Genomic DNA, 23,692 nt, shown 5'->3' with positions numbered 1-23,692 from the left:
CATGGACAGCGGAGACCTGCCACGCGGGCAGGCGGATGCGGCGGCCGAGCCGGTCGTGACCGACCGGGTGCTGACCGTGCCGAACCTGCTCAGTGTGGTGCGGTTGATCGGCGTGCCGCTGTTCGCCTACCTGTTGCTCGTGCCGCACGCGGACGGTTGGGCGTTGGCGATCCTGATCCTCAGCGGTTTCACGGACTGGGCCGACGGCAAGCTGGCGAGGCTGCTGAACCAGACCTCGAAGCTCGGCGCGCTGCTCGACCCGCTGGTCGACCGGCTGTACGTGGTCACCACCCTGCTGGCCTTCTCGATCCGCGGGATGATCCCGTGGTGGGTGACGGCGCTGCTCATCGGGCGCGACCTCGTGCTCGCCGCGACGCTGCAGATCTATCGCCGCCGCGGCCTGCCGCCGCCATCGGTGCTGTACCTGGGCAAGGCCGCGACGTTCGCGCTGATGATCGCACTGCCGCTCGTGCTCGCCGCCCAGGGCGACTGGGCCGTCGCGCCCTTCGCGCACGCCTGGGGGTACGCGCTGCTCGCGTGGGGGACGGGACTTTACGTGTGGACGGGGCTGCTGTACCTGCTGGCGGCCCGGAATGTCGCCCGTGAGGTGACGCCGGTCGTGGCCGGCGCCGGGCGGGGAGTCGAATCACCATGAACGACAGCGGCGTTCCGGTGACGCCCGAGGTCTCGCAGGTGCGCCGCAATCCGACGCCGTCCCTGCTGACGGCTCTGCTCGCGGAGGGGCTCGACCCCGGCTACGCCGCGGCCGCCGAGGACCGCGCCCGCGGCCACTCACTGCACCGGCCGCTGCGGGCCGGGGTGTGGTGCGCGGGCGGCGCACTGGTTCTCGGCCTGATCTTCGGAATCGCCTTCGCCGAGGCGGCCGACCGGGCCCCCGGCACCGAGCAGGTGCGCCGCGACATCCTCACTCAGGTCGATGCGGCGGAAACGCGCGGCACCGACCTCACCAACACCCGGGACGACCTGACCGCGCGCACCGACGCCGCGCGCACCCAGGCGCTCGCCGGGGACGCGCAGGGCGCCGCCGTCCTGGGCCGGATCGCCGCCCTCGAACAGGACGCGGCGCTCGGCCCGGTGCACGGGCCCGGGATCACCGTCACCCTGACCGACCCGGCCGCCCGGCCGGACCTGTCGGACCGCTCCCGTCCCGGTGGAGGCGCGAAGCCGGTGATCATCGACCGTGACCTGCAGGCGGTGGTGAACGGGCTGTGGGGCGCCGGCGCCGAGGCGGTCGCGGTCGGGAACGTGCGGGTCGGGCCCGGGGTGACGATCCGGCAGGCCGGCGGGGCGATGCTCGTCGACAACCAGCCGGTGCCGTCGCCGTACGTGGTGTCGGCGATCGGATCGCCGGCCAGGTTGCAGACCGGGTTCGTCGTCAGTGACGCCTACCTCCGGATGTCCGGGGTGGCGCAGCTGTACGGTGCCGGATTCGACGTCGCCGAGGACGACGAGATCAGCCTCCCGGCCGCGACGGCCAGGGAGATTCGCAGTGCACGAGAGGTGAGGGGTCAGTGAAGTCGGTCAAACCTCTGCAGGTGGCCAAGAACGGCTATGCGATCTACGGGGTGCTCGCACTGATCGTGGGCATCGTGGCCGGCGTCGTGTTCCGGCCGCAGGTTCCGGACGCGATCCAGCCGTACCTGCCGATCGCCGTGGTCGCGGCGCTGGACGCCGTGTTCGGTGGTCTGCGTGCGTATCTCGACGAGATCTTCGACGCGAAGGTGTTCGTCGTCTCGTTCGTGTTCAACGTGCTGGTGGCGGCGCTGATCGTCTGGCTCGGTGATCAGCTCGGAGTCGGAACGCAGCTCTCGACCGCGATCGTCGTTGTGCTCGGCATCCGGATCTTCGGCAACGCGGCGGCCTTGCGCCGCAGGCTCTTCGGGGCGTGAGGGTCGACGTGAGAGGTGAGGACTGAGGTGGCGACCGAGGGCAGGCACGAGTGGCACACCGCGACACCGGCCGCGGCGCGGCGATCGAAGGTGGTGTTCGGACTCCTGGCGCTGCTGCTGATGGCGGCGCTCGGCATCGCGATCGCCACCCAGGTCCGCGACACCGGGTCGGGGGACACCCTGGACTCGGCGCGCCCCGCGGACCTGCTGGTGATCCTCGACAACCTGAATCAGCGCGAGGCCGCGCTGCGGCAGGAGATCACCTCGCTGCAGGAGACCCTTTCGACACTGCAGCGCAGCGGTGGCGGCTCCGACGCCGCGTTGGCGGAGGCGAACGCCCGGCTGACCGCCCTGTCGATTCAGGTCGGCGCGGCGGCGGCGACCGGACCCGGGGTGGTCCTGACCGTCACCGACCCCGCCTCCGGGGTGGGTTCGGAAGTGATGTTGGACATGGTTCAGGAGCTGCGGGCGGCGGGGGCCGAGGCGATCGAGGTGCGGGGCGCCGAGGGCGCGCCGATCCGGGTCGGCGTCAACTCCTGGGTCAGTGGTACGGCCGGGAACCTGCAGCTCGACGGCACTGCGCTGGCCGCGCCGTACGTCGTCACCGCGATCGGCGACCCGCCGACCCTCGCTGCCGCACTGAACATCCCGGGTGGTGTCGTGGACACCGTCGCGCGCAGCGGTGGCCGGGTGTCGGTCGAACAATCGGGGCAGGTCACGATCGCCGCCTTGCGAGAGGCGAAACCTCGCCAATACGCTCAGCCCGGAAACTGAAGTTCCGCTGTCGCACAGATCTTCTGTACGGCGTCGGACACTCGTCGAAAGGACCACACGGTGAGCGACACCAACATCCCGGCCGAACTGCGTTACACGGCCGAGCACGAATGGGTGCAGCGGACGGGATCGACCACCGTACGGGTCGGCATCACCGATTTCGCGCAGTCCCAGCTCGGGGACGTCGTCTTCGTGCAACTGCCCGCCGTCGACGAAGAGGTGGCGGCCGGAGATTCCTTCGGCGAGGTCGAGTCGACCAAGAGCGTGTCCGACATCTACGCGCCCCTGACCGCGAAAGTTGTTGCGGCGAACGAGAACCTGGAGGCCAGCCCGGAGCTGGTCAACTCTGCGCCGTACGGTGACGGCTGGCTGGTCGATCTCGAGGTCGCCGACGAGGCGGCTCTGGACGCTGCGCTGGCCGGGATGCTCGACGCGGCCGCATACCAGGAGGTAGCCGGGGGTTAACCCCGACGCGCCCCATGGCGAGAGCGCCTACGCGGACCGGCATCAGCAGGGTACGGTCGTGGGGAAGGGCATTCGCCGTGTCGGGGCGCAGATCCGGATCGGTTGTGATTGTGTCTACAGATTTGTTCGGGGAGTCCCGAATCGATCGGACTGAGGAGGAGAAACGGTGAGCGACAACGACAGCGACGCGGTCTACGGGGAGACGCCCGCGGAGACCACGTCGGTTTTCCGAGCGGATTTCCTCAGCGAACTGGACGGCGCCACGGCCGCGCCGACCGAGCAGGCCGTCTCCGGTGTCGAGGGTCTGCCCGCCGGCTCCGCCCTGCTGGTCGTCAAGCGCGGGCCGAACGCCGGATCGCGGTTCCTGCTGGACCACCCGACCACGTCGGCGGGACGGCACCCGGACAGTGACATCTTCCTCGACGACGTCACCGTCTCCCGCAGGCACGCCGAGTTCCGCCGCGAGCAGCACGAGTTCCAGGTCGTCGACGTCGGCAGCCTCAACGGCACCTACGTCAACCGCGAGCCGGTGGACTCGGCGACGCTGGCCAACGGCGACGAGGTGCAGATCGGCAAGTTCCGCCTGGTCTTCCTGACCGGTCCTCGCGGCGCGGCCGGTGACTCGCCTGCGGGTGCGGGTAGCTGATGACCGCGGTCGGGCAGCGGAGCCAGGGTGCGGGCGGGATGTCGATCGGCTCCGTCCTCGATCGGCTCCGCCCCGAGTTCCCGGACGTCACGATCTCGAAGATCCGCTTCCTGGAGGCGGAGGGCCTGATCAGTCCGGAACGCACACCGTCGGGATACCGGCGGTTCTCGATCGCCGACTGCGAGCGGTTGCGTTACGTACTCACCGCGCAGCGTGACCAGTACCTGCCGCTCAAGGTGATCAAGGAACAGCTCGAGGCCATCGACAGCGGTGTCGCCGTCGTCGGCGCCCCGGACGCCGCGCCGCGGCGTCCGCGGGTGCTGGCGGTGGCCCCCGGCGAGGTCTCGCCCGAGGAGTTCCGACCCGACCGGGAGGTCCGGATCAGCCGGACCGACCTGCTGGCCAGGTCCGGCGTCGACGAGGGTTTCCTCACCGAGCTGATCCGGGCCGGATTGATCGTGCCCGGGTCGGCGGGGTTCTTCGACGAGGACGCGGTCACCCTCGCCCGCACCGCGAAGGCGATGTCGGGGTTCGGCCTCGAGGTGCGGCATCTGCGGGCGTTCAAGCTCGCCGCCGACCGAGAGGCGGGGCTCGTCGCGCAGATCGCCGGGCCGGTCGCGAAGGGGCGCGACGCGGGTGCGCGGGACCGGGCCGAGGAGATGGTCCGCGAGCTCGCCGCACTGTCGCTGACCCTGCACACCTGCCTGGTGAAGTCCGCCGTCCGAGGCGCACTGGATCGCTGATCGTCGGCGCGGTGCGGCTCGCCGAATCGGTATCGGCGCGGTGCGTCGCATCGGCATAGAATCGGTCGAAGCAACAGATTTCACGGAAGGCGAGCGCGATGAGTGAGATGCGTGTGATCGGAATCCGCGTCGAGCAGCCGCAGAACTCGCCCGTGCTGTTGCTCCGCGAGGCGGACGGCGACCGGTACCTGCCGATCTGGATCGGTCAGACCGAGGCGACCGCGATCGTCCTCGAACAGCAGGGTGTCGAGCCGGCTCGGCCCCTGACCCACGACCTCATCACGACCCTGATCGGTGCGCTCGGTCACCGGTTGCTCGAGGTGCGGATCGTGGACCTGCAGGAGGGCACCTTCTACGCGGACCTGGTGTTCGACCGGAACATCACGGTTTCGGCGCGGCCGTCCGATTCGGTGGCCATCGCACTGCGGGCCGGGGTGCCGATCTACGCGGAGGAATCGGTCCTCGCCGAGGCGGGTCTGGTGATGCCGGACGAACGCGAGGACGAGGTCGAGAAGTTCAAGGAGTTCCTCGAGTCGGTCTCCCCGGACGACTTCAAGGCCACCGACGGATAGGTCTCGACACAGGTATCGATAGCATCTCACCTGCACAAATCCAGCTATTTTCAAGCTAAGCTTGGATCGCTTTGGGCGTGTTGCGTTGACCGTGTGACCGTCGGCCCATACCGTCTGGCCGTCATGAATACGCACCATGTGATTCATCGGGACGCCCACTGAGCAACGTGGGCGTACGCTTTTCGATGAATCCACGGTTTGGATTTGCGTGTGAGAGGGAGCAGTCAGTGGTAGATCAGCCGCAGGACGCGAATGATCGTCAGCGCGTCGATGCCCAGGCGCCGGCCGTCGAGGTCGACGACGTGCAGCCGGGACTGTTCCCCGACGACTCCGTCCCCGACGAGCTGGTCGGCTACCGCGTCCCGATCGCGTGCCAGATTGCCGGCATCACGTACCGGCAGCTCGACTACTGGGCCCGCACCTCGCTGGTGGTGCCCTCGATCCGCGGCGCGGCCGGTTCGGGAAGTCAGCGTTTGTACTCGTTCAAGGACATCCTGGTCCTCAAGATCGTCAAGCGCCTGCTCGACACCGGCATCTCGTTGCAGAACATCCGGGTCGCGGTCGATCACCTGCGCAAGCGCGGTGTCGCGGACCTCGCGAAGATCACCCTCTTCTCGGACGGCACGACCGTCTACGAGTGCACCTCACCGGAGGAGGTCGTGGACCTGCTGCAGGGCGGTCAGGGTGTGTTCGGCATCGCCGTCAGCGGCGCGATGCGGGAGCTGACCGGCACCATCGCCGACTTCCCGGCCGAGCGTGCCGACGGCGGCGAGAGCGAGCAGAGCCCGGAGGACGAACTCGCGTCCCGTCGCCGCACCCGGGGCAGCCGCAAGATCGGCTGACCCGCAGGTGGGCCCCCGGGGTTTCCGGGGGCTTCCGGCGTGCGTGGCGCTCGCCACACTGCGGCGCCGCGGCATCGGCGTTTCGGCGAACGTCGCCTAGAATTCAGGGTGCGTCGTCGCCGTACGGGAGAGTTCCGGAGCACCTGTCCGGACGCCGAAGGAGCAGCACCTCCCCGTCAATCTCTCAGGCAACAGGGACCGTGCGGGCACCGGCGCCTCTGGAAAGCGGTGGGAGCACCCACCCGCCCACGGGGAAAGGGACGGTCACCCCGCCGACCCGAATCTCTCAGGCGCTCTGACGAGCAGGCGACAGAGGGGGAGGAACGCACCGAACGGTGTGCCCTCTGATCCTTCACCGCGGGAGTTGCCTTGCACGACCAGACCAGCGCCTTTGACAGTGCCGCGTTCGCGGCGCGTCACATCGGACCGGACGACGCCGAACTCGGCCGGATCCTGCACGTGATCGGTGTCGACGACCTCGACGCCCTCGCGGGTAAGGCGGTCCCCGCCAGCATTCTCGACGCGGTCACCGACGGGGTGAGCACCGGCCTCGACGCGCTGCCCTCACCGGTGTCTGAGCACGAGGTGCTCGCCGAGCTGACCGCGCTCGCGCAGCGCAACACCGTCGCAACGTCGATGATCGGTCTGGGCTACCACGACACCCTCACCCCGCCGGTGCTGGTGCGGAACCTGATCGAAAATCCCGCCTGGTACACCGCGTACACGCCCTACCAGCCGGAGATCAGCCAGGGCCGCCTCGAGGCGCTGCTGAACTTCCAGACGATGGTCTCCGACCTGACCGGGATGGAGGTGGCGAACTCGTCGATGCTCGACGAGGCCACCGCCGCGGCCGAGGCGATGACGCTGCTGCGGCGCGCGGGCAGGTCGAAGTCCGCGCGGTTCGTGATCGACACGGACCTGTTCCCGCAGACCCGGGCCGTCCTCGAGACCCGGGCCACCCCGCTCGGTATCGAACTCGTCGAGGCAGATCTCACCCAGGGCCTGCCCGACGGCGAGTTCTTCGGCGTGCTCGCGCAGCTGCCCGGCGCGTCCGGCCGGGTCGTCGACCACTCGTCCCTCATCGCCGCCGCGCACGAGCGCGGCGCGCTCGTCGCGGTCGGCGCCGACCTGCTCGCGCTGACGCTGCTCACCCCGCCCGGGGAGATGGGCGCGGACGCCTGCTTCGGCACCACCCAGCGCTTCGGTGTCCCGATGGGCTTCGGTGGCCCACACGCCGGCTACCTCGCCGTGCACTCCAAGCACGCCCGGCAGCTGCCCGGCCGGCTGGTCGGCGTGTCCGTCGACGCGGACGGCGACAAGGCGTACCGGCTGGCACTGCAGACCCGCGAGCAGCACATCCGCCGCGAGAAGGCCACCTCCAACATCTGCACCGCGCAGGTGCTGCTCGCCGTCGTCGCCGCGATGTACGCGAGCTACCACGGCGCCGAGGGGCTGACCGCGATCGCGCGGCGCGTCAACGCCGCCGCCGGCAGCCTGGCGGCCGGTCTGCGTGCCGGTGGTGTCGAGGTCGTGCACGAGGCGTTCTTCGACACCGTCCTCGCCCGCGTTCCCGGTCGCGCCGCCGACGTCGTCTCGACGGCCAAGGGCTGGAACGTGAACCTGCGCCTCGTCGACGCCGACCACGTCGCCGTCGCGTGCGACGAAGCGACCACGACCGCGCACCTGCAGTCGGTCCTCGCCGCGTTCGGGGTCGCGGGTGACCTCACCGCGGACGCACCGGAATCGTTGCCCGCCCCGTTGGCCCGGACCACGGAGTTCCTCACCCACCCGGCGTTCACCAGCCACCGCACCGAGACCGCGATGATGCGCTACCTGCGCAAGCTCTCCGACAAGGACATTGCCCTCGACCGCAGCATGATCCCGCTCGGCTCGTGCACCATGAAGCTCAACGCGGCCGCCGAGATGGAGGCCATCACCTGGCCGCAATTCAACGGTCTGCACCCGTTCGCGCCCGCCGACGACACCCCCGGCATCCGGCAGATCGTCGCGGACCTCGAGTCGTGGTTGTCGTCGATCACCGGCTACGACCGGGTGAGCCTGCAGCCGAACGCGGGCAGCCAGGGCGAGTACGCGGGCCTGCTCGCGATCCGCAACTACCACCTCTCGCGCGGCGACGACCATCGCGACACCTGCCTGATCCCGTCGAGCGCGCACGGCACCAACGCCGCGTCGGCCGTGATGGCCGGTATGCGCGTCGAGGTCGTCGCCTGCCGCCCGAACGGCGACGTCGATCTCGACGACCTGCGCGCCAAGATCGCCGACCACGCCGACCGCCTCGCCGCGATCATGATCACCTACCCGTCCACGCACGGCGTGTACGAGCAGGAGATCGCCGAGATCTGTGCCGCCGTGCACGACGCCGGGGGCCAGGTGTACGTGGACGGCGCGAACCTGAACGCGCTCGTCGGCCTGGCTCGGCCGGGCCGGTTCGGTGGCGACGTCAGCCACCTGAACCTGCACAAGACGTTCTGCATCCCGCACGGCGGTGGCGGTCCCGGAGTCGGGCCGGTCGCGGTCCGCTCCCACCTGGCGCCGTTCCTGCCCGGTCACCCGCTCGCCCCGGAACTCGGCGACGGCCCCACCGTCTCCGCGGCGCCGTACGGCAGCGCGTCGATCCTCCCGATCACCTGGGCGTACATCCGGATGATGGGGGCCACGGGGCTGCGTGAGGCGTCGTTGACCGCGATCGCGTCCGCGAACTACATCGCCCGCCGGCTCGACGAGCACTTCCCGGTGCTCTACACCGGCGAGAACGGCATGGTCGCCCACGAGTGCATCATCGACCTCCGGCAGATCACCAAGGACACCGGTGTGACCGTCGACGACGTCGCGAAGCGGTTGGCGGACTACGGTTTCCACGCGCCGACGATGAGCTTCCCGGTCGCGGGAACGCTGATGATCGAGCCGACCGAGTCGGAGAACCTCGCCGAGATCGACCGGTTCTGCGACGCGATGGTCGCCATCCGCCGCGAGATCGACCGCGTCGGGTCGGGGGAGTGGCCGGTGGACGACAACCCGCTGCGCGGCGCCCCGCACACCGCGGCCTGCCTGGTCGGCGAGTGGACCCACCCGTACTCGCGGGAACTGGCGGTGTTCCCGGCCGGGACCGCCGACAAGATCTGGCCGCCGGTCCGCCGTATCGACGGGGCGCACGGCGACCGCAACCTGGTGTGCTCGTGCCCGCCGATCGAGGCGTTCAGCAACTGATCGCCCGGCCGTGAGCGTTGCTCACGGTCGTTGTGCGCGGCGTCCCGCCGGGAGGACGATGATCTCGCGTCTCCCGGCGGGGCGCCGTCCCCGCCTCACCCCATCAACGGAGGTCGGGAAAATGCCTGCCAAGATCGCACGTGCCCTCGCCGTCACCGCGGCCGTTCTCACGCTCGGCGCAGTGGTGGCGCCGTCGGCGTCGGCCGTCGAGCGGCGCGAGCTCGGCAACGGCTCGCTGAACATCTGCTTCGTCGTGCCGCTACCCGGGTCCGCCGACATCAGCTGGTGCCTCTGACGGGCGACGGAGCCTCCCGGACGGTGCCGTGGGCCTCGCCGCCGCGGAGGAAACGTCCGGTGGCCGCGGTCCGCCCGTACCCCGGCGTGAATTCGCCGGCGCGGTAGACGACCCTGCCGCCGACCGCGGTGACCGTGACCGCCCGGTCGTTGCGGTTGACCATGCGGCGCAGACCACCGAACTCCGCCATCGGTGCTTCCGCATAGCGTTCGCTTTCCTCGTCGAGGCCGGCCGGGTCGATCACGACCAGGTCCGCGCGGTCGCCCTTGCGGAGCCGTCCCGCGTCGAGGCCGTAGAAGTCCCCGATCTCGCCGGTCAGTTTGTACACCGCGGTCTCGGTGGGGATCACGGGTTCGCCGCGGCCCGCGAACTCGTGGATGCGGCGCAGGAACCGGATGCCGTAGTTGTAGAACGCCATGTTGCGCAGGTGCGCGCCCGCATCGGAGAAGCCGAGGGTGACTCCCGGCTGACGGATCAGATGGTTGAGGATCTCCGGTCGGTGGTTGGTGATCACGGTGGTCCACCGGATCGCGGTGCCGTACTCGACGACGAGATCGAGGAAGGTGTCCACCGGATGCAGGTTCCGCTCGCGCGCCACCTGCCCGAACGTCTTGCCGACGAGAGTGTCGTCCGGGCACTCGGTGATGTGGGCGTCGTCGAAGTCGCGGTGCCAGATACGGGACGAGAACTTCTTCTCGAAGTCACGGCGGAACCACCGCCGGTACGACTCGTCGCGCAGCAGGTCGTTACGCCCCATCTCCTCCTTCAGATGCAGGGCGGCCCGACCGGAGCCGAACTCCTCGAACACGACGAGGTCGATGCCGTCCGAGTACACCTGGAACGGTGTCGGCAGGTGCTGCCAGCGCAGCGCGCCCTTGCCGAGGCCGTTCGTCAGCCGCGCGATCGGACCGAAGATGCGGTACAGCCACGGTTCGGCCTTCGGGTCGGCGGCTGCGAGGACCGACAGCTTCAGCGGCTTGCGCCGGATCCCGGTGCTTGCGGCCGCGAAGAACACGATGTCGTACTTGGTGTTCAGGTTCGGGATCGTCTGCAGGACGGCGCCCCGCCGACGCAGCACCCGGTGCAGGCGCCGGAATTCGCTCCACCGGGCGTAGGTGGAGGGCAGTGATCGGGACCGGTAGCGGTCGCCGTCGAGTTTGTCCCAGGGATTCGTCATCGTGGACAGCCCCAGGAACCCGGCGTCGATGGCGTCCTCGACGGCACGCTCGATCTTCCGCATCTCGGCGCGGTCCGGCTTCTGGCCGGGATCGGTGGACCGGCCCAGGCCCATCACATGGGCGCGGACGTCCGAATGCCCCAGGAAGGACGCGACATTCGGGCCGAGCGGTAGGGCCTCGATCGCCTCGATGTACTCCTGCGGTGTCCGCCAGCACTTTCCGTCGGTGAGCGCGGGCAGAACGTGTTCGCGGGGCAACGCCTCGACGCGGCTGAACATGTCGGCGATGTCGACCGGGTCGGAGTACACGGTCGACAGCGAGCAGTTCCCCACGAGCACCGTGGTCACGCCGTGCCGGACCGATTCGTTCAGCCCGGGCGCCACCAGCACCTCGGCGTCGTAGTGCGTGTGGACGTCGATGAATCCCGGCATCACCCATTGGCCGGCGGCCTCGACCACCTCGGTGTCCGGACCTGCGGGCAACGGAGCGGAGCTGACCTCGACCACCCGCCCGCCGCGGATGCCCAGGTCGCGCACCGCGCCGGGCGCGCCGGTGCCGTCGAACCAGAGCCCGCCGCGCACGACGAGGTCGAATGGTGCGTCTGAAGTCTGCATGGTGTCCACCTCCCGGTTTTCTCGAAAGGTAGCAATCAACCGAGGGTGCCACGCCCCGAATCGGGACAACCGAATTCGGTTCCGGACGGGCCCCGGTGCCGCTCGTGCACCGAACGTCCACCGGGCGTGTTCAGCCTGCGCCCGCGGGTCCTCGCACCAGTTCGGCGAAGGTGATCTCCGGGGGTGCCCCGAGCCGTACCGGTGGCCCCCACGCGCCCGCGCCGCGGCTGGTGTAGAGCACGGTCTCGTCGAATCGGTCGAGTCCGGTCACCGATGGTTGCTGCAGGGGCACCAGATAGCGGAACGGCCACATCTGGCCGCCGTGCGTGTGCCCGGACAGTTGCAGGTCGACGCCGAGTTCGGCGGCCTGCTCCACCTGCTTCGGCTGATGGGCGAGGAGGATGACCGCGCGCTCCGGGTCGCGGCCGGCCAACGCGGCGGGCAGATCCGGCGCGAACGGGGCGGGTGAACTGTGGTCGTGCACCCCGGCGAGGTCGATCACCGCTCCGCCGCGTCGCAACTCGACGCGTGAGTTGCGCAGGGTGTGGATGCCGAGCCGGTCCCACAGGTCGAGCCAGCGGCCACCGTCACCGGCATAGAACTCGTGATTGCCGCTGACCCCGAAGACTCCCAGCGGTGCACGGAGATCCGCGAGCGGGGTCAACGCCGAGCCGACCTTCGCGACGGTGCCGTCGACGAGGTCGCCGCCGAGCAGGATCAGGTCGGGTTGCCGGGCCATGACGGCGTCGACCACGCGGCGGGTGAACTCGACGCCGCGTGCCGGTCCGACGTGCAGGTCCGTCACGAGCGCGATCCGGGTGCCCGCGAACTCGGCGGGCAGGCGGCGCAACGGAATCCGGACCTGGACCGCGCGGGGTGAGGCGGCCTCGGCGACGCCGTATCCAACCGCGCCCAGCGAGCCGACCACCACGGCGGCGGTGGCGCCCTGCAGCACGCGGCGCCGCGACGGGTCGGCGGGCGGGTCGTCGGCCCGTGACGTCCGGAGCCGTCGTGCGAGAACGGCGCCCACCGCGACCGCGGCGAGGCCGAGCGTCAGGTACAGCACCACGGCCAGCCACACCCAACCGGCGAACGCAGGCACCCTGGCCCACGTCGGATCGACGACCTCACCGGTGCCCGCCGCGACAACGGCCAGCGCCGTGAGCACGACCAGGGCCGTGGCGACGGCGCGTCGGCCGTGGGCACCCAGCGCGGTCGGACGGGTCAGGCGCCGATACAGCCACCAGGTGAGCAGCGCCAGGAGCACACCGAACAGGAGGATCCGCAGCATTGCTCAGCGCATCATCGACGTGAATGCCTGCGCGAGTTCCGGTGCGTCCGAACTCGGCACCGCCGTCATCGTCCCGCCGGTCCGTTCGGCCAGCTGGGTGAGGGTGGTCGCGTCGGAGTTCTCGCCGATGGTGACGACGTCGACGCGGACGGGTGCTGCCGTGTCTGCGGTTCCTGCGATCGACCGGAGGAACTGGCTGCTGCTGATGCTGGTGTCGTCGTTGGGTCCGTCGGTGACCAGCAGCACCGAGTTCGGCCGGTCCGCGGCATAGCTGCTCACCGCGCTGGAGTAGGCGGCCTGCACCGAGGGGTACGTGGACGTCGCGGTGGCCGGCGTCACCGCCGCCAGAGCATCGGCGATCGCCTGCCTGCGCGGGACACCGCCGACGCTCTCGTCGACCGGTCCCGTGGTCACGAGCACCTTGTAGGCCTTCGACCCGTCGAGGCCGCGCGAGTACACCCACAGGCCGAGTTCCGCGTCGTCCGAGGTGGCGCGGACCGCCTCGGTGAGCGCGGCGACGGTGTTCGCCAGCCGGGTGCCCGACCCCTCGACATTGCTCATCGAGCGCGAGACGTCGAGCAGCAGCGTCGTCCGGCCGGGCCGAGTCGGCGCGGCGATCATCTGCCGCAGTTCCGCGGACACCTCCGGGGCGGCAGGCACCAGCGGGGTCTGGATCGGCGCGTAGGCGACCTCCGGTGTCGAGGCCGGGGCACGGTCACCGGCCCGGAACCCGGCGGCGACGAACGCGTCCACCTGCTCGGGTTGGCGGAGGAAGTCGGCGAAGTCGGCGGCGGCCCGGCGCTGGGTCTCGTCGGTCCAGCCCGCCGCGAGGACCGCACCGGGGTGGTCGGCGACCGGGGTGGCGCCGGCGGGGACGACCTCACGCAATTGCGCGCCCGCCGCGATCGCCGCGGCCAGTTGCTGCTCGGTGGCGGGGACCGCGTGCAGCGCACCGCTGCGGGGCTCCTTCTGCGCGCCGAGGGCGGCCAGGGCGTCCGCGGTGGTCGACGGCGAATCGGGGATCGCCGCGGAGCCGCGGGCGAGGGTGGTCACCGCCGACCTGACCGGAGGCGACGACGCCTGCTCGGCCGTGACCGGCCCCGCGCCTACCCCGGCGACCGCGGCTGCGACGGCTTCGGTGGCCAGCATCGTCGGCTCGGAGTCCGGTGGCATCGCCAGTTGGAGTGTGCCCCAGCGCGGCAGTCCCGCCGTCGTCAACGCCTCCGGATCGGACTGCATGCGCGGCAGGTCCTGCCATCCGACGAGGGGGCGCGACATCGCCTGCGCCACCACGGTCGGCGCGGCGATGACGACCGCCGCGGACGCGATCGGCTTCGGCTGCCCGTCGATCATCCCGGGATGGGCGTTCAACGTGGAGATCGACCAGCTCGACTGCGGAATCCACAGTGCCGGTGCGGGAGTCGGGCCAGTCCATGCTCCGCCTGCGCTCGCGGCGAGCGTGTCGGCCGTGACCCGGGACGGCTCGTCCGTGACGGTGACGGTGATGCAGTGGTCGCGGACCACCGGCGCGGTGTCGGTGTATCCGGCGGCGAGATCGCGGACCACCGCGGCGATGTCGGGATCCGCGGTGACGTTCAGGCTCGCCTCTCCCTCGACGCAGGTGCGGGCCGCCTGGTCACCCTGGTCGGAGATCCTGTCCCGCAACTGGAACCAGCCGAGCACGGCGAGAAGGAGGACGAGCACCGTGCCGACGGCGATCACCGGGCCTTTGCTGACGCCCCGGAATCCGCCGCTGCCACTGCCGTCTCCACTGCCGCGATGTTGACCCACGGCGGCCAGTCTACGGACGCCCGGAGACATGCCTGACGGACGAGCGTCGCCGCGGGGGCGGCCGTGAACGACGGCACCGCCGTCCGAGGGTCTCGGACGGCGGTGCGGGTCGGTCGACCGAGCCGGATCAGGCGTTGGCGGCCTTGTACTCGCGGCGGCGGCGGTGCAGGATCGGCTCGGTGTAGCCGCTCGGCTGCTTGGCGCCCTCGAGGATCAGCTCCTTCGCCGCCTGGAAGGCGATGTTGGAGTCGAAGTCCGGGGCCATGTTCCGGTAGGTGGCGTCGCCGGCGTTCTGCCGGTCCACCACCGGGGCCATCCGCTCGAGCGAGGCGACGACGTCCGCCTCGGTGACGATGCTGTGGCGCAGCCAGTTGGCGAGCAGCTGGCTCGAGATCCGCAGCGTCGCACGGTCTTCCATCAGAGCGACATCGTGGATGTCCGGCACCTTCGAGCAGCCGACACCGGCGTCGATCCAGCGCACCACGTAGCCGAGGATGGACTGGCAGTTGTTGTCGAGCTCCTCGCGCTTCTCGGCGTCCGACCAGTCGGTGGACGGGGCGAGCGGGATGGTGAGGATGTCGTCGACGGTGGCCCGCGGCTTGCCCTTCAGCTCGTCCTGGACCGCGAACACGTCCACCTGGTGGTAGTGGGTGGCGTGCAGGGTGGCACCCGTCGGGGACGGCACCCACGCGGTGTTGGCGCCGGACTTCGGGTGGCCGATCTTCTGCTCGAGCATGTCGGCCATCAGGTCCGTCATCGCCCACATGCCCTTGCCGATCTGCGCCTTGCCCTGCAGACCGGCGGCCAGGCCGGTGTCGACGTTCCAGTCCTCGTAGGCGGCGATCCAGCGCTGCTTCTTCATCTCGGCCTTGCGCACCATCGCGCCGGCCTCCATGGAGGTGTGGATCTCGTCGCCGGTGCGGTCGAGGAAGCCGGTGTTGATGAACACGACCCGCTCGGACGCCTCCTTGATCGAGGCGGCGAGGTTCACCGTGGTGCGGCGCTCCTCGTCCATGATGCCCACCTTGAGGGTGTTGGCGGGCAGGTCGAGGACCTGCTCGACCCGACCGAACAGTTCGGTGGTGAACGCGACCTCTTCGGGGCCGTGCTGCTTCGGCTTGACGATGTAGATCGAGCCGGTGCGGCTGTTGTCCAGCGGGCCGTGGGCCTCGTCGATGGTCAGGCCGTGGACCGCGCACGCGCTGGTGACCAGGGCGTCGAGGATGCCCTCGGGCACCTCGCCCCCGTCGGCGTCGAGGATCGCCGGGTTGGTCATCAGGTGACCGACGTTGCGGACGAACAGCAGCGACCGGCCGTGCAGGGTCAGCTCGGAGCCGTCGACGGCGGTGTAGGTGCGGTCGCCGTTCAGGGTGCGGGTGAGGGTCTTGCCGCCCTTGTCGAACGATTCGGACAGGTCGCCGCGGTTCAGGCCGAGCCAGTTGCGGTAGCCGACGACCTTGTCGTCGGCGTCGACGGCCGCGACCGAGTCCTCGAAGTCCATGATCGTGGTGATCGCGGACTCGAGCACGACGTCCTTGACGCCGGCGGCGTCGGTCGAGCCGATCGGAGAGGTGGCGTCGATCTGGATCTCGGCGTGCAGGCCGTTGTTGCGCAGCAGCACCGACGTCGGCGTGTCCTTCTCGCCGAGGTAGCCGACGAACTTCTCCGGCTGCGCGAGGGTGGTGACGACCTCGGAGCCGAGCTCGATCCTCAGCTCGGTGCCGTCGACGAAGTAGCGGGTGGCGTCGGCGTGGGTGCCCTTCGCGAGCGGGGCGGCGGTGTCGAGGAAGTTGCGGGCCCAGGCGATGACCTTGTCGCCACGAACCTTGTTGTAGCCGGGCTTTCCTCCGGGCGCCTTCTCGGCGCCACCGGCCTCGGAGATCGCGTCGGTGCCGTACAGCGCGTCGTACAGCGAGCCCCAGCGGGCGTTGGAGGCGTTCAGTGCGAAGCGGGCGTTGAGCACCGGCACGACCAGCTGCGGGCCTGCGGTGGTGGCAATCTCGGCGTCCACGTTCGCGGTGGTGACCTGGAACGGCTCGGGCGTCGGCAGGAGGTAGCCGATCTCCTGCAGGAAGGCCTTGTATGCGGCGGCGTCGTGCGGTTGTCCGGCGCGCTCGCGGTGCCAGCCGTCGATCTGTGCCTGCAGGTCGTCACGCTTTGCCAGCAGTGCCTTGTTCTTGGGGGCGAGGTCCTCGATCACCTTCACGGCGCCGGCCCAGAAGGCGTCGGCGTCCACGCCGGTGCCGGGAAGGGCCTCGTTGTTCACGAAGTCGTAGAGCACCTTGGCGACCTGAAGACCACCGACCTGCACGCGTTCAGTCATTTGAACAGCCTCACTTTTCCGGTACCAGCGGCGGCCCAGCGGGACGCCTACACGGGACGACAACAATGTTACCCGGCGGTAGCTTCCCGGGGAGATCGGGCCGGGCCGCAGCCGGGGCGGAAATCGACGAAAACAGCACTGGTGCTGAGGCGCGTGAGGTGGGCGCCGGCCGTTGCGGACGTATGGTGCGCGTCCGGCCACGGTCTCGATCATGACGGGCGAGTCGGCCGTCGGAAACAGATCATACGGTTTGGTCAGGATCTCGGACACGCGGCACCGCGACACGGGCGGTCGGGTCCCGGTCCGGAGCGGCGAGCGGTCGCGAGGATGCGGCGAACGGTGCGCACGGATCGAAGCGCGTACGGGTGGTGCGCTCCTACCCGCGCACCCGGATCTGCTGCATCATGTCGTGGTCCTGGTGTTCGAGGTTGTGGCAGTGCCACGTGTACCCGCGGACCTCCTCGTGGTCGCCGTGGCCGCCCGCAGCATCGGCCGGGACAGGGATCGGCGCGTCCGGATCGAAGCCGAGGTCCGCGACCGAGGGCCAGTGCACGAGCAGGGTGAGCACCGAGTCCGACTCGACGAGCGTGGTGTCCTTCCAGCCCGCCTCCCAGGACGCCGGCGACGCGCGCTCCCCGATGAGGAACGGCGCCGGGTCCGGCGCCCAGCGGACGCCGTCCTCGAGCGGCGGGGGCCAGGTCGCCATGTAGCCGGCCGTCCACAGCTTCTGCCTGCCGAGGACCCGGAACCGGGCCAGGTGCAGGTGCACCGGATGTTCGAACGGAAAGGTGTTGACGACGTGCCAGATCTCCGTCGTCCCTGCCCCGGCGACGTCGATGTCGTCGGTGAGGAACGGCAGATTGTTGATCGAGCCCATCAGCGGCAACACCGCGGCGGTCCGGTCCAGGTCGAAGCGTGCCAGGAACGTCATGACCCGGGTACGGGCGACACCGTCGGTGGTGGCGGGCGCGATCGCCGGTGGGAGCCCCGGCCCGCCACGCAGCCGCGCCGGCACCCGGACCGTTTCGGCCACGGCCCGATCCGCGTCGAAGCGCATGATCTCGGGCAGTGGCGGGATCGCGATCACGGCATTGCCGACGCTGTTGAGGGCGGTGTTGACCAGCGTCACCGACTCGCCCGGCGCGAGCGCCGCGAAGTCGACCAGCAGGTCGGCGCGCTCCCCGGAGGTCATCACGACGTGGTCGGTGCGGACGGACTCGTCGAGCAGGCCCTGGTCGCCACCGATCACCGTGAACGGCATCCCGTTCGAGAACGCGAACCGGTAGGTGCGCGAGTTCGAGCCCTGCAGCAGCCGCAGCCGATACAGCGTGCGCCGCACCGTCATCCGTGGCCACGCCACTCCGTTGACCACGGCGACGTCGCCGAACTGGCCGCCCTGGTTGTAGCCGCTCGGCACGTAGCGGGCCAGCATCGGCTGCAGCGTTCCGTCGGCGTTGAAGGTGCGGTCCTGCACCACGATCGGCACCTCGAACTCCCCGGCAGGCAGGCCCAGGGGATTGTCGGCGCGGCCGGTGTCGAACTCGTCGCGCAGCAGATAGAACCCGGCGAGTCCGGCCTGCACGTTCAGGCGGGTGTTCGCCATTGCGTGGTCGTGGTACCAGAGGGTCGCGGCCTCCTGGTCGTTGGCGTAGTGGTTGGTCTGTACACCGCCACGCCGCCACGTGATCAACGGATGCCCGTCCGAGTCGGGTCGGCTCCGGGCGCCGTGCAGGTGCACCGTCGTCCGCGGATTCGTCCGATCCTCCTCGGTGGCACCCTCCATCGTCAGATCGACGGCGTCGCCCAGAGGATTGACGTCGATCGAATTGACGAACGACACCGTCGTCGGCACGTCGAGACGGGCCTCGAGAGTGGGGCCGAGGATGCCGTCGTGGTAGCCGAGGACCGTCGTCGCAGGAAGATCCGGGTGGTACGTGTGAATGCTGGACTGCGCGGTGAGCGTTCCCGACGCCGCGGCGGTCGGCAGGCGCGGCAGGTCGGTGACGAAGCGGCGGAGTGGCGGCGACGCGAAGTTCAGCGGAAACGGGCCCGCCGGCGGCAGGTCCGGGATCGGGACCGGTGGTGGGGGTATCGGCACACCCGGCCTGGCGGAGGCCGACGGTGCGCCCAGCCAGCCGACAGCGGCGACCGAGCCTGCCAGACCGAAGAATCCACGTCGTGAGAGCTCCATCGTCGAACTCCTTGGCTGCGTGACGACATCCGTGGGATCCAGCTCATGCGGATGTTACTCAAGCGGCCGACGTCGCAGGGCGTAATGCGTCACGGCGGGCCGAGCCGTGGCCGCCACATCTGCCTTCGGCTCGACCGTCCGTGACCTGTCGTGCGGCCGCCCTATCGATGCTGCTCCGTCACCGACACCGCCACCTTCCCGGCCGCGTCGGCGAGGGGAACGCCGTCCTCGGCGAGCGCGGGAACCAGCAGGTCCATGCATTTGCCGAGCAACGCCACCAGCAGGACTCGCAGGGAGCTGATGTCGGCGGCGACCCGCACTCGGTCCGTACTCACGCACGAGAGCCGCGAGTAGGCCTGCTCGACCATCTGCCACTCGCCGAGCAGGCCCTCGACCAGCAACTGGGCCCGCGTCACGGGCGCCGCCGCCGGATACAGCGACTCCTCGACCGCCCGATGCCACGGTCGCAGCGTGAACTCGGCGAAGTCGACGACGGCACGATGCGCGGCCTCGAACTCCGGACCGCCGCCTCCGACGGTGCGGAACACGTCCTGCTCCAGCGCGGCGATTCGGCCGAGCAGGTCGAACATCGTCGCCTGGAGATCCTCCACCGCGTCCCGTGTCACGTCCGTCATCCCACCGTTCCTCTCGCCGCGCCTCTTCCGCAGTCAACGTAGAGGTTGCCCGGACGGTCCGGTGTGTCCGGTCCTGCCCGTCGGGACCCGGCGCGGCGGACCCCGGGACCGACTCGCCTAGGGTTGACGGTCATGCGTGGTGAGTACAAGGTTCCCGGTGGCAAACTCGTGGTGGTCGATGTCGAGGTGGGCGACGGGCACCTGTCGCGGGTGTCGCTGTCCGGAGATTTCTTCCTCGAGCCGGACGAGGCGCTCGGGGACATCACCGCCGCGGTGACCGGCCTTCCCGCGACGGCCGACGCCGCTCGGCTCGGCCGGGCGATCTCGGAGAAGATCGGCGACGACGTGTCGATGATCGGATTCACGCCCGAGTCCGTCGGTGTCGCGATCCGCCGCGCGCTCGGCCATGCCACCAGTTGGCACGACCACACCTTCGACGTGATCGAACCCGTGGTGCTCGATCCGGCGCTGCACGTCGCACTCGACGAGGTGATCACCAGGGAGGTGGCCGCAGGCACGCGCCCTCCCACCCTGCGGTTCTGGGACTGGGATTCGCCGCTGGTGGTGCTCGGGTCCTTCCAGTCGGTGCGCAACGAGGTCGACGAGGACGCCGCGGCCCGGCACGGCATCGGGATCGTCCGCCGCATCTCCGGTGGCGGCGCGATGTTCATGGAGCCCGGCAACTGCATCACGTACTCCCTTTCGGTGCCGACGTCGCTGGTCGACGGTCTGAGCTTCGAGCGCTCGTACGAATTCCTCGACCAGTGGGTGATGGGCGCGCTCGCCGACGTCGGCATCAAGGCTCGCTACGTGCCGCTCAACGACATCGCCTCCGAACAGGGCAAGATCGCCGGTGCCGCGCAGAAGCGGTTCTCGGCCGGGGCGGTGCTGCACCACGTGACCATGGCGTACGACATCGATGCCGACAAGATGACCGAGGTGCTGCGTATCGGACGGGAGAAGATCTCCGACAAGGGCATCACGAGCTCCGGCAAGCGGGTCGATCCGATGCGTTCGCAGACCGGCATGGCCCGCGCCGACATCATCGCCGCCTTCACCGCGCACTTCCGCGCCCGCTACGACACCCGACCGGGCGTCTACACCGACGCCGAACTGGACGCCGCGCGGGAGCTGGTGCGGACCAAGTTCGCGGCCGCGGAGTGGACCCACCGGGTGCCGTGACCGCCTCACGCTCGGGCGGAGTGCCGGTCAGCCTTCGGTGGCCTCCCGTGCCCACGCGGGCAGGATGAACACGCCCTCGGCCTCGACGGTGACGCCGTCGCCGTCGGAGAGGGTTCCCACGACGAAGGTCTTCACGCCCTCGACCCGGTCGATGTGGGCCTCGGCGCGCAGCGGTCCCAGTGGGGTGGCCCGGCGGAAGCGCAGGGTCAGCGTGCCGGTGAAGCTCGGCTTGTCGGCGGGTGCGGCGGCCATGCCGAGGATGTGGTCGAGCACCAGGGAACAGATGCCGCCGTGCACGTGCCCGGGCGGGCCCTCGTAGGCGGCGCCCAGGGTGAACTCGCTCGTGCAGGAGCCGTCCGGGTGCCGCTCGAGTGTCAGCGGGGGAGCGACGGCGTTGCGCAAGCCGACGACGGCGTTGCCCCACGGCATGGGGTGGCCGTCCTGGGTGAAACGCACCCCGAAGGGGCCGTCGATCTGACGGTCGCGCAGTCGCGCGGTCGCGGACCGGATCTGGTCCTCCACCTCACGGATCGAGTCCTCGTCGACCTCGGTGCGGATCGTTGCGTCGATCAGCTCGCGAACCGCGTTCGCGAGCGGGCCGTAGACCGTCTCGCGGCGGGTGATCTCCTCGGCGTCGATGTCCTCGAGCGTGAACCGCACCGAACCTCCCAAGTTTTCTGGACAAACCGATGTTCTGGACAACTGTCTGGACTGTTGTGTGAATCTAGGCGGGTGCGCCGGTGCTGTCCAGCACTTGACGGTGCGCCGCAGGCGCGGTTGATTGGCGACATGCAGTTCGCCGCACCGGCGGAGCAGTACGACCGCTACATGGGACGCTACGGGGCGTCTCTGGCGCCCGCGCTCGCCGACGCGGCCGGGGTGGCCTCCGGTTGGCACGTCTGCGATGTCGGCTGCGGCCCGGGCGCGCTCACCCGGGAACTCGTGGCCCGGGTCGGAGCCTCGAACGTCGCCGCGATCGATCCGGCGCCGCAGTTCGTCGCGGCCTGCCGTCAGCGGAACCCGGGAGCGGACGTGCGGGAGGGGGTCGCGGAGCAGTTGCCCTGGGAGAGTGGACGATTCGATGCCACGATGTCCGCGCTCGTGGTCGGATTCATGCGCGATCCCGACCGCGGGGTGCGCGAGATGGCCCGCGTGACCCGGCCCGGGGGCGCCGTCGCCGCCTGCATGTGGGACACCACCGCCGGCGGCATGACCATGCTCCGCCTGTTCTGGACGGCGGTACGCATCCACGACCCCGACGCCGTTGGCGAGTCCGCGATGGCGGGAACCGCCGAGGGTGACATCGCCGCGCGGATGCGCCGCGCCGGACTGTCGGAGGTGGTCTCCGGTGCGCTCACCGCCCGGGTCGGCTACCTCGACTTCGACGACTTCTGGCAACCCTTCACCTTCGCGGTCGGTCCGGCCGGCCAGTACCTGCGGGAGCTGTCGAGGGAGGGGCAGCGGGCGGTACGCGACGCGTGCCGGGCCGAGCTCCCGGACGGCCCGTTCACGCTCGACGCCCGCGCCTGGTACGCGCGGGCCACCGTCCCCGGTCGGCTACCGGGAGGGTGAGACGAAGATTCCCTCCGCCTCCACCGTGACGCCCTCGGCGTCGGAGAGGGTGCCGCGCACCGTCGCTTTCCGCCCGTCCACGCTCACCACCTGCGCCTCGCAGTGCAACGGCCCGAGTGGGGTGCCGCGCAGGTAACGCAGCGTCAGGGTGCCCGTGAGGCGGCGCTCCTCCGCGCTACCCGTCATGCCGAGCACGTGATCGAGGACCAGCGCGCAGATACCGCCGTGCACGAGGCCGGGCGGGCCCTCGTACGCGGCACCGAGGGTGACGTCCGTCCAGTGCCGACCGGTGTCGTCGCGCTCGATCACCAGCGGCGGCGCGACGGCGTTGCGCAGTCCCACACCGGCGTTGCCCCACGAGTACGTCTCGCCCGTGGCGGTCATCCGCATCCCGAACGCGCCCTCGAGCTGCCTCGTGCGCAGCTTCGCGGTGGCGGCGACGACCTCCGCATGCACCTCGCGGATCACCTCATCCTCGACCTCGGTGCGGATGGTCGCGTCGACGAGCTCGCGCACCGCCTCCGCGAGCGGGCCGTACAGCGCCTTGCGCCGCTCGTGCTCGTCGCGGTCGATGTCTTCGTGGGTGAGATTCACCTGCGCTGCTTTCGCTCGGGGACGATCGGATTCCTCGCGCCCGAATCTAGCTGCTGCCGCTCGGCGATCGGACCAGGTTCTCGCACGCCGGGATGTGACGCGGGCTCATCCGCCGTCGACGGCCGGATCCTCGAGTTCGAGAAGGTCGACGTCCTCCGGGCTCATGTTCTCGTTCGGGTCCACCGCGGTGGACAGCGATTCGGCGGCGGTCAGGGATTCCGTGGCTGCTCCGCGGTCATCCGGTGCGCGAGCGCGTGGTCACCCGGATCGTCCGACACCGCCAGCGCGTCGATCACGGCCTGCCGATTCCGGTCGGGCTGATTCTGGCTCAGTTTCGCCTTGGCCTCGACCCGCTCGATCGGCAGTTCCAGGCCGACGATGGCGCGCAGCATCGCCGTCACGTTCTCCTCCTCGACCTCGGTCACCCGCCACGGCTTGTCGCGTCCGCGCTCGTGCTCCTCGGTCATCGCCGTGACGTGCGTGCGCAGCCAGTCCGGGTCGTCGTGGACGACCAGCCGCCCGTGCACCGTGAGGATCTCGTAGTTCCAGGTGGGCGCCATCCGCGTCGTCGGCGCCGTCGCCGGGTAGTAGCGAGGGGAGACGTATCCGTGCACGCCGGAGAAGATCGCGACCGTCTGCGCGTCGGCGCCGTCACGCCAGTGCGGATTCGCCCGCGCCATGTGCCCGACCATGGCGTGCCGCGACTCGTCGTAGAGCAGCGGCAGCGAGGTGGTCAGCAGCCCGCCGGGCCCGGCGCTGACCAGGTGCGCGAAACCGCCGCGGCGCAGAGCCGACGCGGTCTCGTCCTCGGTCAGGGCGAATGCTGCGGGTGTGTACACGGACCAG

22 protein-coding genes and 1 riboswitch are annotated in these 23,692 nt (G+C 70.2%); of the genes, 13 read left to right on the top strand and 9 right to left on the bottom strand.

All coding sequences use genetic code 11. The features are described from left to right. Window position 1: 1 nt before the first annotated feature. From ACWDUM_RS22045 to ACWDUM_RS21995, 11 genes are all read left to right on the top strand, one after another. Window positions 2-655, top strand: coding sequence for a CDP-alcohol phosphatidyltransferase family protein (locus ACWDUM_RS22045; protein WP_450116529.1), 654 nt, complete (start codon window positions 2-4; stop codon window positions 653-655). After that, a complete protein-coding gene (locus tag ACWDUM_RS22040; protein ID WP_450116528.1) occupies window positions 652-1,536 on the top strand; it encodes a DUF881 domain-containing protein in 885 nt (294 codons plus the stop codon). Before ACWDUM_RS22045 ends, ACWDUM_RS22040 begins: the two co-directional genes overlap by 4 nt. Further along, a complete protein-coding gene (locus ACWDUM_RS22035) occupies window positions 1,533-1,910 on the top strand; it encodes a small basic family protein (RefSeq protein ID WP_450116527.1) in 378 nt (125 codons plus the stop codon). Before ACWDUM_RS22040 ends, ACWDUM_RS22035 begins: the two co-directional genes overlap by 4 nt. A gap of 15 nt (window positions 1,911-1,925) precedes the next feature. Further along, window positions 1,926-2,684, top strand: coding sequence for a DUF881 domain-containing protein (locus ACWDUM_RS22030; RefSeq protein WP_450135597.1), 759 nt, complete (start codon window positions 1,926-1,928; stop codon window positions 2,682-2,684). A gap of 60 nt (window positions 2,685-2,744) precedes the next feature. Further along, window positions 2,745-3,149 carry a glycine cleavage system protein GcvH gene (gcvH, locus tag ACWDUM_RS22025; protein ID WP_450116525.1) on the top strand — a complete coding sequence of 135 codons (405 nt, stop codon included), beginning with the start codon at window positions 2,745-2,747 and terminating at the stop codon, window positions 3,147-3,149. Window positions 3,150-3,315: 166 nt separating this feature from the next. After that, window positions 3,316-3,795, top strand: coding sequence for a glycogen accumulation regulator GarA (garA, locus tag ACWDUM_RS22020; protein ID WP_450116524.1), 480 nt, complete (start codon window positions 3,316-3,318; stop codon window positions 3,793-3,795). Beyond that, window positions 3,795-4,538, top strand: coding sequence for a transcriptional regulator FtsR (ftsR, locus tag ACWDUM_RS22015; protein ID WP_450116523.1), 744 nt, complete (start codon window positions 3,795-3,797; stop codon window positions 4,536-4,538). Before garA ends, ftsR begins: the two co-directional genes overlap by 1 nt. A gap of 98 nt (window positions 4,539-4,636) precedes the next feature. Then, the gene (locus tag ACWDUM_RS22010; RefSeq protein WP_450116522.1) at window positions 4,637-5,110 is read left to right on the top strand and encodes a bifunctional nuclease family protein; all 474 of its coding nucleotides are present in this window, start codon (window positions 4,637-4,639) and stop codon (window positions 5,108-5,110) included. Window positions 5,111-5,412: 302 nt separating this feature from the next. Continuing rightward, window positions 5,413-5,952 carry a MerR family transcriptional regulator gene (locus ACWDUM_RS22005; RefSeq protein WP_450116556.1) on the top strand — a complete coding sequence of 180 codons (540 nt, stop codon included), beginning with the start codon at window positions 5,413-5,415 and terminating at the stop codon, window positions 5,950-5,952. A 114-nt stretch (window positions 5,953-6,066) separates the two neighbouring features. After that, window positions 6,067-6,163: riboswitch (glycine riboswitch) on the top strand. 158 nt (window positions 6,164-6,321) lie between these two features. Continuing rightward, entirely contained in the window at window positions 6,322-9,180 is a 2,859-nt protein-coding gene (gene gcvP, locus ACWDUM_RS22000) for an aminomethyl-transferring glycine dehydrogenase (RefSeq protein ID WP_450135596.1), read from the top strand. A 121-nt stretch (window positions 9,181-9,301) separates the two neighbouring features. Then, the gene (locus ACWDUM_RS21995) at window positions 9,302-9,475 is read left to right on the top strand and encodes a hypothetical protein (protein WP_450116520.1); all 174 of its coding nucleotides are present in this window, start codon (window positions 9,302-9,304) and stop codon (window positions 9,473-9,475) included. Here the strand turns inward: ACWDUM_RS21995 and ACWDUM_RS21990 are convergent. The 6 genes from ACWDUM_RS21990 to ACWDUM_RS21965 all read right to left on the bottom strand — a co-directional run bounded on the left by ACWDUM_RS21990 (window position 9,459) and on the right by ACWDUM_RS21965 (window position 19,498). Next, window positions 9,459-11,267, bottom strand: coding sequence for an N-acyl-D-amino-acid deacylase family protein (locus ACWDUM_RS21990; protein WP_450135595.1), 1,809 nt, complete (start codon window positions 11,265-11,267; stop codon window positions 9,459-9,461). The two genes, ACWDUM_RS21995 and ACWDUM_RS21990, sit on opposite strands and share 17 nt — an antisense overlap. Window positions 11,268-11,397: 130 nt before the next feature. Next, the gene (locus ACWDUM_RS21985) at window positions 11,398-12,558 is read right to left on the bottom strand and encodes a metallophosphoesterase (protein ID WP_450135594.1); all 1,161 of its coding nucleotides are present in this window, start codon (window positions 12,556-12,558) and stop codon (window positions 11,398-11,400) included. Between the two features lie 3 nt (window positions 12,559-12,561). Next, window positions 12,562-14,349 carry a substrate-binding domain-containing protein gene (locus tag ACWDUM_RS21980; RefSeq protein WP_450135593.1) on the bottom strand — a complete coding sequence of 596 codons (1,788 nt, stop codon included), beginning with the start codon at window positions 14,347-14,349 and terminating at the stop codon, window positions 12,562-12,564. Window positions 14,350-14,476: 127 nt separating this feature from the next. Continuing rightward, the gene (locus tag ACWDUM_RS21975; RefSeq protein ID WP_450135592.1) at window positions 14,477-16,672 is read right to left on the bottom strand and encodes a malate synthase G; all 2,196 of its coding nucleotides are present in this window, start codon (window positions 16,670-16,672) and stop codon (window positions 14,477-14,479) included. Between the two features lie 376 nt (window positions 16,673-17,048). Continuing rightward, on the bottom strand, window positions 17,049-18,863 hold the full coding sequence (locus ACWDUM_RS21970) for a multicopper oxidase family protein (protein ID WP_450135591.1): 1,815 nt from the start codon (window positions 18,861-18,863) through the stop codon (window positions 17,049-17,051). A gap of 161 nt (window positions 18,864-19,024) precedes the next feature. Further along, on the bottom strand, window positions 19,025-19,498 hold the full coding sequence (locus ACWDUM_RS21965) for a hypothetical protein (RefSeq protein WP_450135590.1): 474 nt from the start codon (window positions 19,496-19,498) through the stop codon (window positions 19,025-19,027). A gap of 132 nt (window positions 19,499-19,630) precedes the next feature. Here ACWDUM_RS21965 and ACWDUM_RS21960 point away from each other — a divergent pair, with 132 nt between their 5' ends. After that, on the top strand, window positions 19,631-20,680 hold the full coding sequence (locus tag ACWDUM_RS21960) for a lipoate--protein ligase family protein (RefSeq protein ID WP_450135589.1): 1,050 nt from the start codon (window positions 19,631-19,633) through the stop codon (window positions 20,678-20,680). A 27-nt stretch (window positions 20,681-20,707) separates the two neighbouring features. Here ACWDUM_RS21960 and ACWDUM_RS21955 read toward each other — a convergent pair whose 3' ends face one another. Continuing rightward, a complete protein-coding gene (locus ACWDUM_RS21955) occupies window positions 20,708-21,340 on the bottom strand; it encodes a PaaI family thioesterase (RefSeq protein WP_450116815.1) in 633 nt (210 codons plus the stop codon). Window positions 21,341-21,469: 129 nt separating this feature from the next. On the opposite strand from ACWDUM_RS21955, the gene ACWDUM_RS21950 reads away from it, so the two are divergent. Next, window positions 21,470-22,252 carry a class I SAM-dependent methyltransferase gene (locus tag ACWDUM_RS21950; RefSeq protein ID WP_450135588.1) on the top strand — a complete coding sequence of 261 codons (783 nt, stop codon included), beginning with the start codon at window positions 21,470-21,472 and terminating at the stop codon, window positions 22,250-22,252. Here ACWDUM_RS21950 and ACWDUM_RS21945 read toward each other — a convergent pair. Then, entirely contained in the window at window positions 22,238-22,846 is a 609-nt protein-coding gene (locus ACWDUM_RS21945; RefSeq protein ID WP_450135587.1) for a PaaI family thioesterase, read from the bottom strand. The two genes, ACWDUM_RS21950 and ACWDUM_RS21945, sit on opposite strands and share 15 nt — an antisense overlap. A gap of 209 nt (window positions 22,847-23,055) precedes the next feature. Beyond that, the gene (locus tag ACWDUM_RS21940) at window positions 23,056-23,685 is read right to left on the bottom strand and encodes an FMN-binding negative transcriptional regulator (RefSeq protein WP_450135586.1); all 630 of its coding nucleotides are present in this window, start codon (window positions 23,683-23,685) and stop codon (window positions 23,056-23,058) included. Window positions 23,686-23,692: the final 7 nt, after the last annotated feature.

It is taken from the genome of Rhodococcus sp. NPDC003322 (genome assembly GCF_053589555.1).
This window is presented reverse-complemented; position numbering and strand designations above follow the sequence as displayed.

Bases quoted from the DNA above. Each gene is read 5' to 3' on its own strand.
- ACWDUM_RS22045 (WP_450116529.1), top strand. From the start codon at position 2: ATGGACAGCGGAGACCTGCCACGCGGGCAGGCGGATGCGGCGGCCGAG.
- ACWDUM_RS22040 (WP_450116528.1), top strand. From the start codon at position 652: ATGAACGACAGCGGCGTTCCGGTGACGCCCGAGGTCTCGCAGGTGCGC.
- ftsR (WP_450116523.1), top strand. From the start codon at position 3,795: ATGACCGCGGTCGGGCAGCGGAGCCAGGGTGCGGGCGGGATGTCGATC.
- ACWDUM_RS22010 (WP_450116522.1), top strand. From the start codon at position 4,637: ATGAGTGAGATGCGTGTGATCGGAATCCGCGTCGAGCAGCCGCAGAAC.
- ACWDUM_RS21995 (WP_450116520.1), top strand. From the start codon at position 9,302: ATGCCTGCCAAGATCGCACGTGCCCTCGCCGTCACCGCGGCCGTTCTC.
- ACWDUM_RS21990 (WP_450135595.1), bottom strand. From the start codon at position 11,267: ATGCAGACTTCAGACGCACCATTCGACCTCGTCGTGCGCGGCGGGCTC.
- ACWDUM_RS21985 (WP_450135594.1), bottom strand. From the start codon at position 12,558: ATGCTGCGGATCCTCCTGTTCGGTGTGCTCCTGGCGCTGCTCACCTGG.
- ACWDUM_RS21975 (WP_450135592.1), bottom strand. From the start codon at position 16,672: ATGACTGAACGCGTGCAGGTCGGTGGTCTTCAGGTCGCCAAGGTGCTC.
- ACWDUM_RS21970 (WP_450135591.1), bottom strand. From the start codon at position 18,863: ATGGAGCTCTCACGACGTGGATTCTTCGGTCTGGCAGGCTCGGTCGCC.
- ACWDUM_RS21965 (WP_450135590.1), bottom strand. From the start codon at position 19,498: ATGACGGACGTGACACGGGACGCGGTGGAGGATCTCCAGGCGACGATG.
- ACWDUM_RS21960 (WP_450135589.1), top strand. From the start codon at position 19,631: ATGCGTGGTGAGTACAAGGTTCCCGGTGGCAAACTCGTGGTGGTCGAT.
- ACWDUM_RS21950 (WP_450135588.1), top strand. From the start codon at position 21,470: ATGCAGTTCGCCGCACCGGCGGAGCAGTACGACCGCTACATGGGACGC.